The sequence below is a fragment of the Nonomuraea dietziae genome (assembly GCF_014195505.1).
In the GTDB taxonomy this organism is placed as follows: Bacteria; Actinomycetota; Actinomycetes; order Streptosporangiales; family Streptosporangiaceae; genus Nonomuraea; species Nonomuraea roseola.
In genome coordinates this window covers 1,553,858-1,570,341 of record NZ_JACIBV010000001.1, presented here as the reverse complement: position 1 = coordinate 1,570,341, position 16,484 = coordinate 1,553,858, and the positions used below count along the sequence as shown (strand labels likewise).

The 16,484-nt window shown below is 70.5% G+C and carries 17 protein-coding genes; 9 read left to right on the top strand and 8 right to left on the bottom strand.

Going from position 1 to position 16,484, the window contains the following annotated elements; translation table 11 throughout:
• Nucleotides 1-159: 159 nt before the first annotated feature.
• Both FHR33_RS07645 and FHR33_RS07640 read left to right on the top strand, forming a co-directional pair.
• On the top strand, nucleotides 160-1,428 hold the full coding sequence (locus tag FHR33_RS07645) for a sensor histidine kinase (RefSeq protein ID WP_221240991.1): 1,269 nt from the start codon (nucleotides 160-162) through the stop codon (nucleotides 1,426-1,428).
• Between the two features lie 12 nt (nucleotides 1,429-1,440).
• Complete coding sequence (locus FHR33_RS07640; protein WP_183645281.1) at nucleotides 1,441-2,085, top strand: response regulator; 645 nt, start codon at nucleotides 1,441-1,443, stop codon at nucleotides 2,083-2,085.
• A gap of 125 nt (nucleotides 2,086-2,210) precedes the next feature.
• Here the strand turns inward: FHR33_RS07640 and FHR33_RS07635 are convergent, their stop codons facing one another.
• Complete coding sequence (locus tag FHR33_RS07635; RefSeq protein WP_183645280.1) at nucleotides 2,211-2,951, bottom strand: VOC family protein; 741 nt, start codon at nucleotides 2,949-2,951, stop codon at nucleotides 2,211-2,213.
• A 284-nt stretch (nucleotides 2,952-3,235) separates the two neighbouring features.
• Between FHR33_RS07635 and FHR33_RS07630 the strand changes: the two genes are divergently transcribed.
• From FHR33_RS07630 to FHR33_RS07600, 7 genes are all read left to right on the top strand, one after another.
• Nucleotides 3,236-4,261 carry a LacI family DNA-binding transcriptional regulator gene (locus tag FHR33_RS07630; protein ID WP_312895408.1) on the top strand — a complete coding sequence of 342 codons (1,026 nt, stop codon included), beginning with the start codon at nucleotides 3,236-3,238 and terminating at the stop codon, nucleotides 4,259-4,261.
• Between the two features lie 7 nt (nucleotides 4,262-4,268).
• Nucleotides 4,269-5,873, top strand: a complete 1,605-nt coding sequence (locus FHR33_RS07625) for an FAD-dependent oxidoreductase (protein ID WP_312895407.1) — start codon at nucleotides 4,269-4,271, stop codon at nucleotides 5,871-5,873.
• Between the two features lie 30 nt (nucleotides 5,874-5,903).
• Nucleotides 5,904-7,163, top strand: a complete 1,260-nt coding sequence (locus FHR33_RS07620; RefSeq protein ID WP_183645278.1) for an ABC transporter substrate-binding protein — start codon at nucleotides 5,904-5,906, stop codon at nucleotides 7,161-7,163.
• Nucleotide 7,164: 1 nt separating this feature from the next.
• A complete protein-coding gene (locus tag FHR33_RS07615; protein ID WP_183645277.1) occupies nucleotides 7,165-8,106 on the top strand; it encodes a carbohydrate ABC transporter permease in 942 nt (313 codons plus the stop codon).
• A complete protein-coding gene (locus tag FHR33_RS07610; RefSeq protein ID WP_183645276.1) occupies nucleotides 8,096-8,926 on the top strand; it encodes a carbohydrate ABC transporter permease in 831 nt (276 codons plus the stop codon). The genes FHR33_RS07615 and FHR33_RS07610 overlap by 11 nt, the downstream gene beginning before the upstream one ends.
• A gap of 2 nt (nucleotides 8,927-8,928) precedes the next feature.
• Nucleotides 8,929-10,791 (top strand): hypothetical protein, encoded by a 1,863-nt coding sequence (locus FHR33_RS07605; protein WP_221240989.1) that lies wholly within the window; start codon nucleotides 8,929-8,931, stop codon nucleotides 10,789-10,791.
• Between the two features lie 165 nt (nucleotides 10,792-10,956).
• The gene (locus FHR33_RS07600) at nucleotides 10,957-11,499 is read left to right on the top strand and encodes a dihydrofolate reductase family protein (RefSeq protein ID WP_183645274.1); all 543 of its coding nucleotides are present in this window, start codon (nucleotides 10,957-10,959) and stop codon (nucleotides 11,497-11,499) included.
• Between the two features lie 32 nt (nucleotides 11,500-11,531).
• Here the strand turns inward: FHR33_RS07600 and FHR33_RS07595 are convergent, their stop codons facing one another.
• The 7 genes from FHR33_RS07595 to FHR33_RS07565 form a co-directional block, all read right to left on the bottom strand.
• A complete protein-coding gene (locus tag FHR33_RS07595) occupies nucleotides 11,532-12,194 on the bottom strand; it encodes an NUDIX domain-containing protein (RefSeq protein ID WP_183645273.1) in 663 nt (220 codons plus the stop codon).
• Nucleotides 12,195-12,205: 11 nt separating this feature from the next.
• A complete protein-coding gene (locus FHR33_RS07590) occupies nucleotides 12,206-12,991 on the bottom strand; it encodes a DeoR/GlpR family DNA-binding transcription regulator (RefSeq protein WP_183645272.1) in 786 nt (261 codons plus the stop codon).
• Between the two features lie 43 nt (nucleotides 12,992-13,034).
• Nucleotides 13,035-13,505 carry an SAM-dependent methyltransferase gene (locus FHR33_RS07585; protein ID WP_183645271.1) on the bottom strand — a complete coding sequence of 157 codons (471 nt, stop codon included), beginning with the start codon at nucleotides 13,503-13,505 and terminating at the stop codon, nucleotides 13,035-13,037.
• A 15-nt stretch (nucleotides 13,506-13,520) separates the two neighbouring features.
• A complete protein-coding gene (locus FHR33_RS07580; RefSeq protein ID WP_221240988.1) occupies nucleotides 13,521-13,892 on the bottom strand; it encodes a hypothetical protein in 372 nt (123 codons plus the stop codon).
• A 112-nt stretch (nucleotides 13,893-14,004) separates the two neighbouring features.
• Entirely contained in the window at nucleotides 14,005-14,802 is a 798-nt protein-coding gene (locus FHR33_RS07575) for an ABC transporter permease (RefSeq protein WP_183645270.1), read from the bottom strand.
• Nucleotides 14,799-15,566, bottom strand: a complete 768-nt coding sequence (locus tag FHR33_RS07570) for an ABC transporter permease (RefSeq protein ID WP_183645269.1) — start codon at nucleotides 15,564-15,566, stop codon at nucleotides 14,799-14,801. The genes FHR33_RS07575 and FHR33_RS07570 overlap by 4 nt, the downstream gene beginning before the upstream one ends.
• On the bottom strand, nucleotides 15,559-16,473 hold the full coding sequence (locus tag FHR33_RS07565; protein ID WP_183645268.1) for an ABC transporter ATP-binding protein: 915 nt from the start codon (nucleotides 16,471-16,473) through the stop codon (nucleotides 15,559-15,561). Before FHR33_RS07565 ends, FHR33_RS07570 begins: the two co-directional genes overlap by 8 nt.
• Nucleotides 16,474-16,484 lie beyond the last annotated feature (11 nt).

The window sequence follows — 16,484 nt, the reverse complement described above, 5'->3', positions numbered from 1 at the left end:
GACTCCTCTGTCTCGATGGCGACTTCTTCGCCGTGTCGTATCCACGCTCGCGAAACCGGTCGGCCGATACCACCGGGAGGCCCGCCGTACCCTCTTCGGGTTGTCCCCCGGGGGATGACCGGCTGGTCCGCCCGGCTCGGTGTCGGTCAAGCTGTACGCGTGGACAGGCGAGCGTTAGGCGGCTTCAGGTCGTGGCGGGTGCCGATCACCGCTCCCGTGCGGGGACGGGCGGGTCGCGAGCTGGCGTACGCGCTGCTGATGCCGCTGATGGCAGGTCTCGGCCTCCTCTACCTGCTCGTCGTGCTGTTGGGCGTCATCGCGACGGCCAACATCGTCGGCGTCCCGTTCCTCGCGCTGTGCGTGGTGGGGGCGAGGGGGCTGGGCGCCGCCAACCGCGGGCTGGCGCGCGCGCTGGCAGGGGAACAGGTGGCGGCTCCCGCTCCTTTCCGCTCCCGGCCTGGACCGCTCAACCGGCTCGCGGCGGCGCTGGGTGACGTCGTGGGATGGCGCGCCGTCATCCATGGCCTGGTCCGGCTGCCGGCGGCGGTCCTCGCCTTCGCGGTCGCCGCGGGGTTGTGGGGGTATGGCCTGCTCCTTCTCAGCTGCCCGCTGTGGTGGCGGACCGCTGCCCTTCCCGCCATCGCCCCCACCACCTGGCCGGACGCCCTGCTGCTGAGTGCGGCGGGAGTGGCGCTGCTGCTCCTGGCCCCCTGGGGCGTGCGCCTGGCGCTGGTTCCCGAGCGGTGGCTCGCCAGGACCCTGCTCGGACCCGCCCCTGGCGCGGCTCGGATCCGCACGCTGGAGCAGACCCGGGCGCTGGCGGTGGACGACGCCGCCGCCGCGCTCCGCCGGATCGAGCGCGACCTGCACGACGGGACGGCGGCCCGCCTGGTGGCGCTGGCGATGCGCCTGGGCATGGCGCAGGAGGAACTGGCCGAAGCGGACCGCCCCGAGCGGCTCGAACGCGCTCGCGGCCTCGTCGACGGCGCGCATCGCGAGGCCAAGGAGACGCTGGCCGAGCTGCGTGTCCTGACCCGCGGCATCCACCCGCCCGCCCTCGACAAGGGGCTGGAGATCGCCCTGGAAACGCTCGCCGCGCGCAGCCCGATCCCCGTGGCGCTCGAGGCCGACCTGCCCGAGCGGCCGTCGCCGGCCGTCGAGAGCATCGCCTTCTTCTGCACGGCCGAACTGCTGGCCAACGTGGCCAAGCACAGCGGCGCCCGGCGGGCCGCGGTCGAGTTACGGACCCGGGCAGGCCTGCTCGCCCTGCTCGTGCGCGACGACGGCAAGGGCGGCGCGATGATGGACGCCGGATCCGGTCTGCGTGGCCTCGCCGACCGGGTACGGATGGTGGACGGCAGGCTCGGCATCCGCAGCCCGGCCGGAGGACCTACGGTGGTCACCGTCGAGCTGCCCCTGCACATCTGAAACGGAGGCCGCATGCGCATCGTGATCGCCGAGGACGCCGTGGTGCTCAGAGACGGACTCCGCCTGCTGCTCGCCTCCAGGGGCCACGAGGTGGTCGCCGCCGTGGGCGACGGCGAGGCGCTGCGAGCCTGCGTGGACGAGCACCGTCCCGACATCGCGGTGGTCGACGTGCGCATGCCGCCCTCGCACACCGACGAAGGACTGCGCGCCGCCATCCAGGTCCGCCGGGACCACCCTGACCTGGGCGTGCTGGTCTTCTCCCAGTACATCGAGACGCGTTACGCCGCCCAGCTGCTCGCGGGCGGCGCCCGCGGGGTGGGCTACCTGCTGAAGGAGCGCGTGGCCGACGTCAGGGACTTCCTCGCCGCCCTTGACAGGATCGCGGCGGGGGAGACCGTCCTCGACCCTGAGGTCGTCACCCAGCTCATGGGCGCCAGCAGACGCGGCGACGCCCTGGGCGCGCTCACCGCCAGGGAACGGGAGGTCCTGGCGCTGATGGCGGAGGGCCGCTCCAACAGCGCCATCGCCGAAGCGTTGTTCCTCTCCTACGGCTCGGTGGAGAAGCACGTCACGCAGATCTTCACCAAACTCGGCCTGCCTCCCTCGGACGGTGACCACCGCAGGGTGCTCGCCGTTCTGCACTACCTGCAGGCCTGACCGCGCCACCCCCGCGCCTGCCCGCCGGGGCGTGGGCGCGCCGTGCCTCGCCTTCGAGATCCCGGCCCGCTGGGATCGCGCCGAGGCCAACACCGGCCTGGCCGTCCGTGACGGAAGGCTCCGCGTCAGGCCCGGCCGAGGACGCAGAACTGGTTGCCCTCGGGGTCGGCGAGGACCATCCACGAGACGTCGCCCTGGCCGACGTCGGCGGGCGTCGCGCCGAGGGTCTGCAGCCTGGCCACCTCCGCGGCTTGATCGTCAACGGGGTTCGGCAGCAGGTCGAGATGGACGCGGGTCGACACGGTCTTCGCGCCTGGCGTTGTGCGGAGGAATTCAAGATACGGCCCGACGCCCTTGGCGGAGCGCAGCGTCGCGTGATCGTCGGTCACCTCGTGCAGGGTCCAGTCGATCGCTTCGCCCCAGAACCTGGCCATGGCCCGCGGGTCCGCGCAGTCGACCACCACCGCGGCGATCGGCCCGGTATCCCGGTAGATCTCCCGAGGCTCCAGCACGCAGAACACGTTGCCCTCCGGGTCGGCCAGGACCGTCCACGGGACGTCGCCCTGGCCCACATCGGCGGGCGTCGCACCGAGCTCCTTCAGACGCGCGACCAACTCGGCCTGATGGGCCGCGGAGGTGGTGGCGAGATCGAGGTGCACGCGGTACTTCACCGTTTCGGGGTCCGGGACCTTGACGACATCGACGTAGAAGGCGGCGGGGTCCGGCCAGACGAAGCCCTCGGGCTCGAGGTTGGTCACGCCGGGTCCCTCGCTGGAAACGCCCCAACCGAGCGCCTCCGCCCAGAACCGGCCGAGCGCCGAGTCATCCCGAGCTTTGACATTCACCTGAACAAGAGTCAGTGCCATGCCGCCTTACCTTATGCCCAACAGACAAACCAGGAGGAACCACGTCTTCGGTTCTGCCGGCGGTAACGGATCTCGTCTCCCCCGGCGCCGTGATCATCGTCGACCAGGCGTAGCGGCAGGCCTCACGATCGCCATGCGGTGTTCTCCGAACGAACGGCGCCGGAGGCGATCGTCGTCGGCGGGCAGCCCGCTGCTAATACGAATTACTTGAGCGATTACCCCTTGACGCCCCGTTGTGCCCGGTTACACAATGACCGCACTAATACGCATTATCAAGACGACGGGTGATACGCACAGTGACTCCTTCAGGGCGGCGTCTGACGCAGCAGGACATCGCGCGCATGGCAGGCGTGAGCCAGACGACGGTGTCCCTGGTGCTCAATGGGAGGGCCGAGGGCGAGGTGCGGATCTCGCCCGAAACCCGCGACCGGGTGCTTCAGGTGATCAGGGAGACCGGATACGTGGCCGACCCCGCGGCGCGCCGCCTCGTCGAACGCCGCAACCGCATCTACGGCGTGTTCACCTACGAGGCCGTCTTCCCCGCGGAGAGCGCCGACTTCTACCACCCCTTCCTGGTCGGGATCGAGGAGTGCGCAGAGGAGGCGGGCTGTGACCTGCTGCTGTTCACCAGCGCCAAGGTGGAGCAGGGCGAGTGGCGACGGATCTTCAGCGCGGAGAGCCGGATCCGGCTGGCGGACGGCTGCGTCCTGCTCGGCCGGACGATCGACAGGGACGATCTGTCCAGGCTGCTGACCGAGGGCATTCCGTTCGTCTCGGTCGGCCGCCGCGACGACGCCGGCGGGCCGGTGCCGTACGTCGGGGCGGACTACCCGCCCGCAGTGCGGGCCCTGGTGCAGCGGGCGGCGGCGCTCGGGCACCGGCGCATGGTCTACGTCGGGACTGGGCAGGGTGCGGAGTCCTACGCCGACCGGCTGCGCGGTTTCACCGAAGGGGTGGCCGCGACCGGCGTCGAAGGCGTGCACCTGGAGCAGGCTGACGGGCTGTTCGGCTCCGGCGCCACCGTCGTGTTCGCCGAGGAGCTGGCCGACGGCGCGGCCATCGCCGAGATCGCCAGGACCCGCGGCCTGGACGTGCCGCGCGACCTTTCCATCGTCGCGCTGGGCGCCCGCACCAGGCCGGTGTCCACCGACATCGACTTCGCCGGCTTCCGCATCCCCCGGCGGGAGATGGGCCGCAGGGCCGTCGAGCTGCTCACCCAGGTGCTGGAGCACGGCGGCGTCCCGCAGGAACTGCTGGCGTGCGAGCTGGTCGAGGGCTCGACGCTGGCACCCGTACATGATGAGAGGTAACCCTCACGTGGTTGAGATATCGGCAGACGCGCTCGTCGTCGGCGGCGGGCTGGGCGGCGTGGCCGCCGCGCTCGCATTGCTGCGGGCGGGCCGCTCGGTGGTGCTCACCGAGGAGTACGACTGGCTGGGCGGCCAGCTGACCAGTCAGGCGGTGCCGCCGGACGAGCACACCTGGGTGGAGCGGTTCGGCGTCACGGCGAGCTATCGCGCGCTACGCGACGGCATCCGGCGCTACTACCGCGACCATTACCCGCTCACCGAGCGGGCGCGGGCCTGGCGGGAGCTGAACCCGGGAGCGGGGCACGTCAGCAAGCTGTGCCACGAGCCCAGGGTCGCCGTCGCGGTCATCGAGGCCATGCTGGCCCCGTACCGGGGCTCGGGCAGGCTGCGCGTGCTGCAGCCGTACCGGCCGGTCGGGGCCGAGGTGGACGGCGACCGCGTCACGGCCGTGCGGCTCGCGCACCGGGACGGAGACGACCAGATCACCGCCGTGGCGGCGTACGTGCTGGACGCCACCGAGACCGGCGAACTGCTGCCGCTGGCCGGGGCGGAGTACGTGACCGGCTTCGAGGCGCAGGGCGACACCGGGGAGCCGAGCGCCCCCGCGGTGGCCCAGCCGATGAACATGCAGGCCGTGTCCGTGTGCTTCGCGATCGACCACGTGGACGGCGACCACACCGTGGACAAGCCCGCCTCGTACGACTTCTGGCGCGCCTACCAGCCGCCCTTCTGGGGCGACCGGCTGCTGTCATGGCGCTGCCCCAGCCCGCGGACGCTGGAGATCGTGGAGCGTTCCTTCACCCCGAACCCCGGCGACGACCCGCGCCTGGTGGAGGCCGATCAGCGGGTCAACCCGGGCGACGGCAACCTGTGGACCTTCCGCAGAATCGCCGCCCGCGACACCTTCGTGCCCGGCGCCTACGAGAGCGACATCACGCTGGTCAACTGGCCCATGATCGACTACCTGGAGGGCCCGGTCATCGACGTGTCTGACGCCGACCAGCACCTGGCCAAGGCCCGCGAGCTGTCCCTGTCGGCGCTGTACTGGCTGCAGACCGAGGCCCCCCGCCACGACGGCGGGACCGGATACCCGAGTCTGCGGCTGCGCGGCGACGTCACGGGCGGGGCCGACGGGCTCGCCCAGGCCCCCTACATCCGCGAGTCCCGGCGCATCCGGGCCCTGACCACCGTCACCGAACAGGACCTGTCCGTGGCGGTACGCGGCGACAAGGGCGCCGTCTCCTATCACGACTCGGTGGGCGTGGGCATGTACCGCATCGACCTGCATCCGTCGACCGGCGGCGACAACTACATCGACGTCGCCTGCTCCCCGTTCGAGATCCCTCTCGGGGCGCTGATCCCGCAGCGGATGACCAATCTGCTGCCCGCATGCAAGAACATCGGCACCACCCACATCACCAACGGCGCCTACCGCCTGCACCCGGTGGAGTGGAACGTCGGCGAGGCGGCCGGCGCGCTCGCCGCTTTCTGCCTGGACCGTGCGACCACGCCGCACGCCGTGCGCGCGAGCGAGCGGCTCCTGGCCGACTACCAGGACCGGCTCACCCAGGACGGCGTGGAGCTGCGCTGGCCCGACGTCACCGGTTACTGACGCCGCAATCACGCCAGAAGGAGAACCCCCATGAAAGCACCAGGGAAGCTGGCGGCCCTCTCGCTGACCGCTCTCCTCGCGGTCACCGCCTGCGGCGGCGAGGCCGCTCCAGCCGCGCAGGGCCCGCAGCCGCTGCGCATGTCGATCTGGACCTCCAACGAGGCTCACCTGAAGTTGTTCAACGAGATCGCCGCCGAGTACCGCAAGTCCCACCCGCAGGTCGGCGAGATCACCTTCGACCCCATCCCTTTCGAGAACTACACGACCACACTGACCACGCAGATCGCCGGCGGCAACGCCCCCGACCTGGCGTGGATCCTGGAGAACTCCGCTCCGGACTTCGTCGGCTCCGGCGCCCTCGTCCCGCTCAAGAGCAAGATCGAGAACGCGGGCGAGCTGGTCCCTGCCGCCACCCGGCTGTGGGAGCGCGACGGAGAGCTGTACGCCTACCCGTTCTCCACCTCGCCCTTCGGCGTCTTCGTCAACACCGACCTGGTCAAGGCCGCCGGCCAGAAGACGCCGCGCGAGCTGATGAAGGCCGGCCAGTGGGACTGGCAGCACGCCAACGAGATCAACAAGGCCGTCGCGGCGAAGGGCAAGAACGGCCTGACCATCCTCAACTTCGACTACAAGGCCTGGGACAACCTCGCCACCGTGTGGCAGGGCTGGGGCGCCAAGGCGTGGAGCGACGACGGCGGCACCTGCCAGTTCAACGCGCCCGAGATGGTCGAGGCGATGACGTTCCTGCACAAGGCGATCTTCACCGACAAGTCCATGCCGGGTCCGGGCACCGCCGTCGACTTCTTCTCCGGCGACACCTCGATGGCCGTCGCCCAGATCTCGCGCGCCGCCATGCTGGAGGACGCGACGTTCAAGTGGGACCTGGTGCCGCTGCCCGCCGGGCCGAAGGGCGAGTACGCGGTCATCGGCCAGGCCGGGATCGGCGTGCTGAAGAAGTCGCCGAGGGCCGAGCAGGCCACCGACTTCCTCACCTACTTCACCAACGCCGCCAACTCCGCCAAGCTGGCCGCGTACTTCCCGCCCGCCCGCGGTTCGGTGCTGACCGCCGACACCATGGCGAAGACCAGCCCCATGCTGAACGGCGACCAACTGCAGGAGGTGGTGGTCGACGGCATCCAGAAGGGCGTGGTCAAGCCCTCCCACACCGGTCAGGCCGAGCTCGCCCAGACCGCCAGAGCCGCGCTCGACCCGCTGTGGAAGCCGGACGCCGACGTCAAGGCGGTGCTGGACGGCGTGTGCGCGAAGATCCAGCCGCTGCTGGGCGGATGACGTGGCGGCGACGGACCTCCTCGACCGGGTGGCCGTGCGCGCCGCCACCCGGGCCCGTCCCTTCTGGACCATCCCCCGGCGCGACGCCCTCGTCGGCTACCTGCTGATCTCACCGCAGCTCGTGGGAAGCGCGCTGTTCGTCCTGCTGCCGCTCGGCCTGGTCGTCTACTACAGCCTCCAGGAGTGGAACGTGCTGGCGAGCACGTTCGAGTACGTCGGGGGCGCGAACTACGCCAAGCTGCTCGCCGACCCCAACATGGGGCAGGTGCTGACCGGCACCGCGCTCTTCTCGGTCGGCCTGGTCGTGCTCAACCTCACCCTCGCCCTGAGCCTGGCCATCCTGCTCAACCAGCGGCTGGCCGGCACCACGTTCTTCCGCACGCTGTTCTTCTCCCCGGTGCTGGTGTCGCTGGTCGCCTGGACCATCGTCTGGCAGTTCCTGCTCCAGCAGGACGGCGGCGTCAACGGCCTGCTCGGCGTGGTGGGCGTCGAGGGCCCCAACTGGCTGCGCGGCGAGACCACCGCGCTGCTGTCGGTCATCGTGGTCCAGGTCGTCAAGAACGTGGGGCTCAACATGGTCCTGTTCCTGGCGGCGCTCCAGGGCGTGCCGCGCCAGCTGTACGAGGCCGCGCAGCTCGACGGCGCCGGCGCCTGGACCCGGTTCGCACGCATCACGGTGCCGCAGATCAGCCCGACGATCCTGCTCACCTCGATCATCACCGTGGTCGGGTCACTGCAGGTGTTCGCCCAGATCGCCGTGCTCACCCAGGGCGGGCCCGGCATGTCCACCACGGTCCTCGTCTACTACCTGTATCAGCAGGCCTTCCAGTTCCGGCACCTCGGTTACGGCGCCGCCCTGTCGGTCCTGCTGTTCCTGATCGTCGCGGCGCTGACGCTGCTGCAGTGGCGACTGCGCCGGAAGTGGGTCTTCCATGAGTCGTAAGCTCAGGCTCGGGCTGTATGCGCTGCTGTGCGTGCTGTGCGTGCCGTTCGTCTTCCCGACGTGGTGGATGGTCACCTCGTCGGTGAAGCCGATCAGCGACATCTTCGCTTTCCCGCCCGCGCTGGTGCCCTCCAGGTTCGACTTCTCCACCTACGGCCGGGTCTTCGAGCTGCAGCCGTTCGGGCAGCAGTACCTCAACAGCCTCTACATCGCGGCGGTGGTGACCGCCGGGACGATGGCGGTGGCCGCGATGGCCGGCTACGCCTTCGCCCGCATCCGCTTCCCCGGCCAGAACGTGCTCTTCCTGGTCGTGCTCGTCGGACTGCTGATCCCCAGCGAGGTGACGATCGTCCCGCTGTTCCAGATGTTCCACACGGCGGGGCTGACCGACACCCACTGGCCGCTGATCCTGGTGCCGATCCTTGGCGCGCCCAGCGTGCTGGCGACGTTCATCATGCGGCAGTTCTTCATCACGCTGCCCGGCGAACTGGAAGAGGCCGCCAGGGTCGACGGGCTCGGCCGCTTCGGCACCTTCTTCCGGGTGGCGTTGCCGCTGTCCAGGTCTGCGCTCGGCGCCGTCGCCATCTTCACGTTCCTGCACTCGTGGAACCTCTACCTCGAACCCATCGTGTTCCTGTCCACCCCGTCGAAGTTCACCCTGCCTCAGGCGCTCACCCAGTTCGTCGACGCCTACGGCTCGCCCCTGTGGAACGTGCAGCTGTCGGCCGCCACGATGACCGCCCTGCCCATCCTGGTCGTCTTCGTGCTGGCCCAGCGGCAGTTCATCGAGGGGCTCGCGCACACCGGTCTGAAAGGTTGACCATGCTCTCCCGCCGCACCCTCCTCCGAGCCGCCGCCCTGCTCCCGGCCGTTCCCGCGCTCGCACCCGGCACCGCCTTCGCGGCGCTCCCCGATCTGGCGCCGCTGCCCCCTCTGAACCGCACGCTGTTCGCCCCCCACGAGCAGCGCTTCGCGCGGTACCTGGCCACCCTCGCGCCCATGGTCAACGACATGGACGACACCGGCTTCTTCGCCGGCGGCTGGTGGCGCTCACCGTCCGCGCCGTACAACGCCCGCGTGCAGGAGCACGTCTTCACACTGGCCTGGTTCCACGCCAACGCCCGCCCGTGGAATCCGTACACGGGGAACGCCGACCTGCTGGCGGCGCTCGACGCGGCGCTCGGCCACTACCTGTCACTTCAGCACAGCGACGGGTCCTTCCCCGAGTACAACCGTAACGAGCACGGCTTGGCCCCCACGGGATTCGGCCTGGGCTACCTGGCCAAGACCCTGGGGATCCTGCGCGGGACGGGGGCGCTGCCGACCCGGCAGTCCCAGCTCAGCGCCGCGTTACGGAGGGCCATGACCTGGTTGCTGAACCCCGCCAACCGCACCGTCTGGCAGGAGCCCCTCCACTACTCCAACCAGACCGCCTCGGGTCTGGCCGGGGCCGCGGTCGCGCTCAAGCTCGACCCCGACCCCTCGCTCGCCGCGAGCCTGACCGAGGCGTTCGCCCGGATCGCCGCGACCGGTGTCAGCCCCGCCGGCTTCTTCCACGAGGAAGGCGGCCACGACATGAACTACAACTTCGAGGTCATGCTCCCCGAACTGGCCGACGCCTACCACCACAGCTCGGACCCGCACCTGGTGGACATGGCACGCGCGTTCACCGGTTTCCTGTCCTACAACCTGCTGCGCGAGCCTGACGGCGCCGGGTACCTGGTCAACGTCGCCCCTTCCACGCGCACCAGCACCCGCTGGTACGACGAGGTCAGGCCCGACCCCGACAGGACCGCGCTGAACTGGACCTTCACCCGCCAGGTGCCGCTGCTGTCGGCGTTCATGACCGCTCGCGAGGACCTGGCCGATGCCCGCGCCGCCTGGGCCGCCTCCACAGAGCCGGTGACGCCGCTCGCCAAGCAGGACACCTCGCCGCGCATCCTCACGCACGGCCTGTACGGTGAACGGTTCCCCAGCCGGCGGCAACGGGCCGCCGCCATCGCGGACCTGCCCTATCTGGCCTCACACGACTTCGTCGAACTGCGCAGGGACGGCGGCCTGGACTTCCTGTACGTCCGCAAGCCCGGCCTGTACCTGGGCGGCTACTTCGGCGCCCGCGTCTCCCGCGGTCGCACAGGGCTGACCTTCCTGTGGCATCCCGAGGCCGGCACGATCATCTGCGGGCTCAACGACAACGACCACGCCTGCTGGTCCACCGTCTTCCCCGGCCAGGCGCCCGACTCCGACGGACCCCTGCCGGCCACCTACTTCCACGGCGCCCCAGGTGGCAGGGAATGGACCGGCGGCCGGGCCCCCGCCGCCCTCGGCATCCGCTACGGCAACGCGAACGTCACCACGGATGTCCTGGTCACGCGCCGGACGATCCGGCGTGCCGTCAGGGCGAACGCCGCCGCCACCGAGCAGATTCCCCTCGTCCTCCAGCCCGAGGACGTCCTCACCTTCACCGACGGCACGCGGGCCACGTTCGGCGGCTCGACCACCGCCACCGCCGACGGCCTGGACGTGCGCCGGGGCCGCACCACGATCCGCTTCCGCTGGGGCACCCCCCTGCAGGCGACCATCGCGGCTGGAAGCGTCCGATACTTCCGCGACGGCGCCCGCCGCTTCCATGCTCTCCGCGTCCCCCACCAGGGCTCGTTCGACCTCACGGTCATCCTGGGCTGAGGCGGCCCCATGGGCTCCGCCGACCGTCCCGCCGTCCAGTACGGGCGGCGGGCGGACGGGAGTCCCGGCGACGGACCGCCGACCGGATGGCGATCACCGCGCCCTGCTTTAGGGTTCTGAGTACCGCTGGACCCCTGACGATCGGGTCCCACCTGGAGGCGGATCATGAGCAAGCTGCTGTACTCGGCGACGATGTCGGTGGATGGCTTCATCGCGGGGCCAGGCGGTGACATGTCCTGGCTGACCGGGCACCTCGGGCCCAACCCCGCGGTGGACGACCTCATCCACGAGGTCGGTGCGCTTCTCGTCGGCAACCGCACCTTCCGCGGCGACGACCCGCACCGCGGGACGGAGCAGGACGGCAAGGCGTTCGGCGGCGGCTGGAGCGGGCCGCAGTTCGTGCTCACCCATCACGCCCCTGCCGCACCGGTCCCGGACGTCACCTTCGTCGGGGACCTCGACAGCGCCGTCGCGGCGGCCAAGGCGGCCGCGGGCGACAAGTACGTCAACGTCCTGGGCGCGAGCGTCGCCAGACAGTGCCTGGAGGCGGGCGTGCTCGACGAGGTCCTCGTGATCATCGCACCGGTCATGCTCGGCGACGGCGTCCGGCTCTTCGACCACCCGGGCGGGACCAACGTCAGGCTCGAACGCCTCAGCCTGGGCGAGGTGCCGCACGCGACGAACCTCTGGCTCCGCGTGCTCCGCTGAGCTCTGCGCCGGGGCGTACGGCCGCAGCGGGTTCACGCGGGGCGGAAGGGGCCGTCCAGGGCCGCCCACTGCAGGAGCATGATGGTCTTGGCGTCGAGGATGGCGCCGTCGCGGATCATCGTGAGCGCCTGGTCGAAGGGCAGCTCCACGGTGGTGATGTCCTCTCCCTCCGCGGCGATCCCACCGCCGTCGGTGGTGGCCGTCGCCTGGCCGTACGGGGCGGCGAAGAAGTGCAGGCGCTCGGTGACCGAGCCGGGGCTCATGTAGCTGTCGAAGACGTGCTCGGCCCTACCGACGGTGTGCCCGGTCTCCTCGGCGGCCTCCCTGCGGATGGCCTCCTCGGGGCTGTCGCCGTCGAGCAGTCCCGCGGCGGTCTCGAGGAGCATCCCGTCGGGGTGCCCGTTGACGTAGGCGGGCAGCCGGAACTGGCGGGTCAGCAGCACGGTGCGACGGCTGGTGTCGTAGAGCAGGATCGTGGCGCCGTCGCCGCGGTCGTAGTTCTCCCGCTGCTCACGGCTCCAGTGGCCATCGCTGTGCTGGTAGTCGAAGGTGGTCTTGCGCAGGACGTACCAGTCGCAGGAGAGCACCTCCACATCGGTGATCCGTACCCGCGGGTTGCCGGTCAGGTCGCGGCCGTGCCGTTCCAGGCCGGTACGGCCGCGCCGATCGGGGATGTCGATGCCAGGGGCGTTCATGACGGCACTCCTCAGATCATGACGACGCGGACGCCCGCGTCGCGCAGGGCTCGCAGGGTCTGCGGACCCCCCGGGTGGGTTTCGGGGTCGTCGGCGGCCGCGTCGGTGACGAAGGCGTCCACCGCGCCGAGGTCGGCGACCTTGCTGAAAGCCCGCACACCGAGCTTGGTGGCGTCGGCGACCGCGATCGTGGTGGCGGCCTGGGCCAGGCCTGCCTGCTTGACGGCCGCGTCGTCGAGGGAGAACTCCGACCAGCCGTGCTCGGCGTGCACGCCTCCGATGGACATCACGAAGCGGTCGAAGGCCAGCGACTCCAGCGTGCTCAGCGCCAGCGGGCCGACCAGGGAGCGCTCGCCCGGACGGGAACGGCCCCCCACCACCAGCAGGTCGATCCCTGGACAGTCGGCGAGGCGCAGCGCCGCCTGCAGGCTGAGCACCGCGACCGTGAGGGGCGCGCGGCCGGCCAGATGCTCGGCGACGTGCACGGTCGTGGTCCCGGCGTCCAGCAGCACCCGCGAGCCCGGCTCCACCATGGCGGCCACGTGCGCGCCCAGACGGTCCTTCGTCGCGGCCTGCCATGGCTCTCGGACGGAGAACCCCGCCTCCTCCTCGCGGGAGCGGGTCGCGACGGCGCCGCCATGCACCCTGCGGACCAGACCCTGGCGCTCGAGTGCGTCCAGGTCCCTGCGCACGGTCATCTCCGAGACGCTCAGCCGCTGGGCCAGCTCGGAGACGGAGATGCGCCCCGAACCCTGCACCAGCCGCAGGGTCAGGTCAAGGCGGTCGGTGACACCCATGCCCCATTCTAACACATGGATGTTCGAATGAACATTCAGATGGTCAGTAGTAGCGGCTCATGAGCCTGGTGGCCCAGGGCGGCTGGACGACCGGATGGCGGGGCGCGAACTCGGCCAGGTACGGCTTGAGGTCCAGGACGGGTGAGCCCGAGAGGGCGTCCAGGTCGGCGACGTGCAGGTTCAACCCGTCCACCGCGAGCAGCCGGCAGCGGGAGACGCCAAGGCGGTTGGGGCGGTACGGCCGGCGGTGCGCGAAGACCCCCACGGGCGCCGCGTCCGGATTCCCCCTCGGCGGGCGGGGCTCGTCGCGCACGTCGGCCGGGTCGATCCGGTCGAAGTGGAAGACGACCTCCAGGTGGGAGAAATGCTCCAGGCCGAGCACCGCCGACGCGGTGAAGGACTCGCCGTCGAGCCGGATCACGGCCCGGACGTCGTGCCAGTCGTCCTCGAACATCTCGCTGCGCCCGCCGACGACCTGCCCGATGGGTCGCAGGGTCACGGTGTCCGTTGTCATGGTGATCTCCGATGCCTAGCCGCGGTCGGCATTCGTGCGGAACCTACCGCTCAGCTCGAACCCGTCCCTGACACTCATCGCCATGAGAGTCAGGCTGACCGCGCCCGCGAGCAGCTCCACCGCCTGGACCAGGGTGAAGACCGTGGTGAACGGGGTGCCGGCGGACAGGTAGAACGCCGAGGGGGTCAGCACGAGCAGCCCGATGCCCGCGATGACCAGCATGCGGCGGCGCTTGCCGTCGATCCGGGTGCCTGATCGGTTCCCGGCGATCGAGAAGCCGCTCGCTCCGGTGAGCGCCAGCGCGGGGATCAGGACGATGAGCCCCCACGGGATCGCCTGTTTCACGGTGACCACCAGTTCGTGCGAGCCGAACAGCTCGACGAGCACGGTGGAGATCCAGGAGGCGAGCAGGGTGAGGACCCCGCGAGACCGGCGAGGGGATGCAGCTGTCTGAGCATGGTCGAGTCACTTTCGGATCGAAGGGGAGAGGAGCCGCGCTCTAGGGACGGCCGAGGGTGCCGCGGCGCTTGGCGAGGTGCTCGAGCCGGTTGAACAGCAGCACCCCGGCGGCCGTGATGAGCAGCGGCTGGATCAGCAGCCAGCCGAGGCCCCAGCCGGTCGGGAGGGTGGCCAGGGAATGGCCGCCGAGCAGGATGTCGCGCATGGCCTCGATGCCGGGCGCGATGGGGACCAGCAACCGGCTGAGGGCGGCGACGGGGTCGGGCATGGCGGCCAGGGGGACCAGGGTGCCGCCGGCGATGGCGTAGACGGCCACGGACAGCTGCGTGACGATCTCGATGCGCCTGAACACCAGAGTCAGTCCGCACAGGATCAGAGCCAGCCCGCAGGTGCCCAGCACGATGGCGGCCAGCGGCACGATCACCTGCGCGTCGAAGGGCATTCGCCCGCCCTGGACGGTGATGGCGGTGGCCCCGGTGGCCAGGACGGCGAGGGCCGTGGGCAGGGCCGAGATCACGGCGGCGACCTGACGGCCGAGGATGCTCGCGGCTGAGGGCAGCGGGGTCAGGTAGGTCTGTTCCAGCACGCCGGACTGGATGTCGCCCAGGTAGCTCCAGAACACCCGGTTGACCTGCTCGTGGATGAAGGTCAGCGCCACCATGCCGAGCAGTACCGGCAGCAGCAGGTCGGCACGCAGCTGCCCGCGCCCCATGAACAGCACGATGAGCAGGTAGAACAGCGGGAAGGTGATCATCTGGATGAGGCTCTCGCGCCATCCGGCGACGAGGTCGAGCAGGCCCTTGCCGACCTCTGCGGCGAATCCGCGTGCGAAGGTCATGACGACTCCTGCAGGGCTCGGCGATGGTTCCGGACGAACAGCAGGCCGCCGGCGGCGGTGAGCGCGAGGGTGTGGGCGACGAGCCAGGGCAGGGTGCCGCCGGTCCAGATCTCGGCCACGGTCCTGCCCTCGAACAGCGTCTGGGTGATCGCCTCGATGCCGAGGGTGGTGGGCAGAACCCTGGCGAGAGCGGCCAGCCAGTCCGGATAGAGGGCCAGCGGCAGGAACGAGCCGTTGAGCAGCAGCACCAGCGAGGTGAACAGCGACTGCAGGGCGCCGATCATCGGGGAGACCAGGGCGAGGGAGGCCAGCAGGAAGGTGAAGGCCAGCACGTTGATCCCCAGCAGCATGGCGGGCAGGAGCGCCGCCCAGCGCAGCGGGACCGCGATCCCGGCCGTGAGCATCGGGACGAGGGAGGCGACGGCGGCCACCGCCAGGCCGAACATCGAGGCGGTGATCAACCGGCCGAGCATCGGCAGCCACGGCGGCGCAGTGGTCATCTGCGCCTGGGCGAAGGTGCCGGCCCGTTTCTCCTCGATGAGATCGGCCACCATCACCAGGCCCGCGTACTGCAGGAACCAGTATCCGCCGATCGCGACCAGGGTCTGCGGCAGCACGTCCTGCCGCAGCTCACCCTGTCCCAGGACGAACTGCAGGCCGAGGTACATCATGGTGCTGATCAGCAGGGTGATGACATGTCCGATCGGATGGGCCAGCTGAACGCGCAGGCCCTTGCCGATCTCCGCGCCCAGCACGTCAAGCATGGGACGCCTCGTTCACCAGGGCGAGGAACACATCCTCCAGGTCGGGCTGCACCTGGGTCAGCGACTCCAGGACGACCCCGTGCGCGCGCAGGCGCTCGACCACGTCGTACACCTCGCGCGGATCGTTCACCCGCACGCTCATCGTGGTGACGCCCTCGCGGGTGACGGCGTCGAACCCGGCGGGGGCAGCGCCTTCGATGCGGATCTCGTACTTGTCGCGTTCGCGGAAGCCTGCCAGCAGTTCGCGCGTGGGCAGGTCGGCGACGAGCCGTCCCCGGCGTATGACGGCCACCCGGTCACACAGCTCCTGGACCACGTCCAGCTGATGCGAGGTGAGCAGGATGGTGGTGCCCAGCTCGCGGGCCAGTTCGGCGATCCAGTCCTTGACGACGCGGGTGGCCTCGACGTCGAGGCCGAGCGTCGGCTCGTCCAGCAGCACGATCGGCGGATCGGCGATCAGGGCGGTGGCGATCGCGACCTTCTGCTGCATCCCGCGCGAGAAGCCGCCGACCTTGTCGTCGCGGCGCTCCCACAGCCCCAGCCCGCTCAGCAGGTCCTCGGCCCGCTCGCTGACCTGGGCCTTGCGCAGGCCCTTGAGTCTGCCGAAGTACATCAGGTTCTGCCAGGCCGACAGGCTCCAGTAGACGTTGCGCGAGCCCTCGAGCACGGCGCCGAACTGGGCCATCGCCGCCGAACGCTGCCGGACCACATCGAAGCCGCCCAGTCGGACCTGGCCCGAGGTGGGGGTCAGCAGGCCGGCCAGCATCTTGATGGTGGTGGTCTTGCCCGCGCCGTTCGGCCCCAGGAAGCCGAAGACCGATCCGGCGGGGATGTGCAGCGACACCTCGTCGACCGCCCGTACCTGCGCCGAGCCGTACATCTTCGTCAGCGCCTCTATCTCGATCATGTCATCTCCTC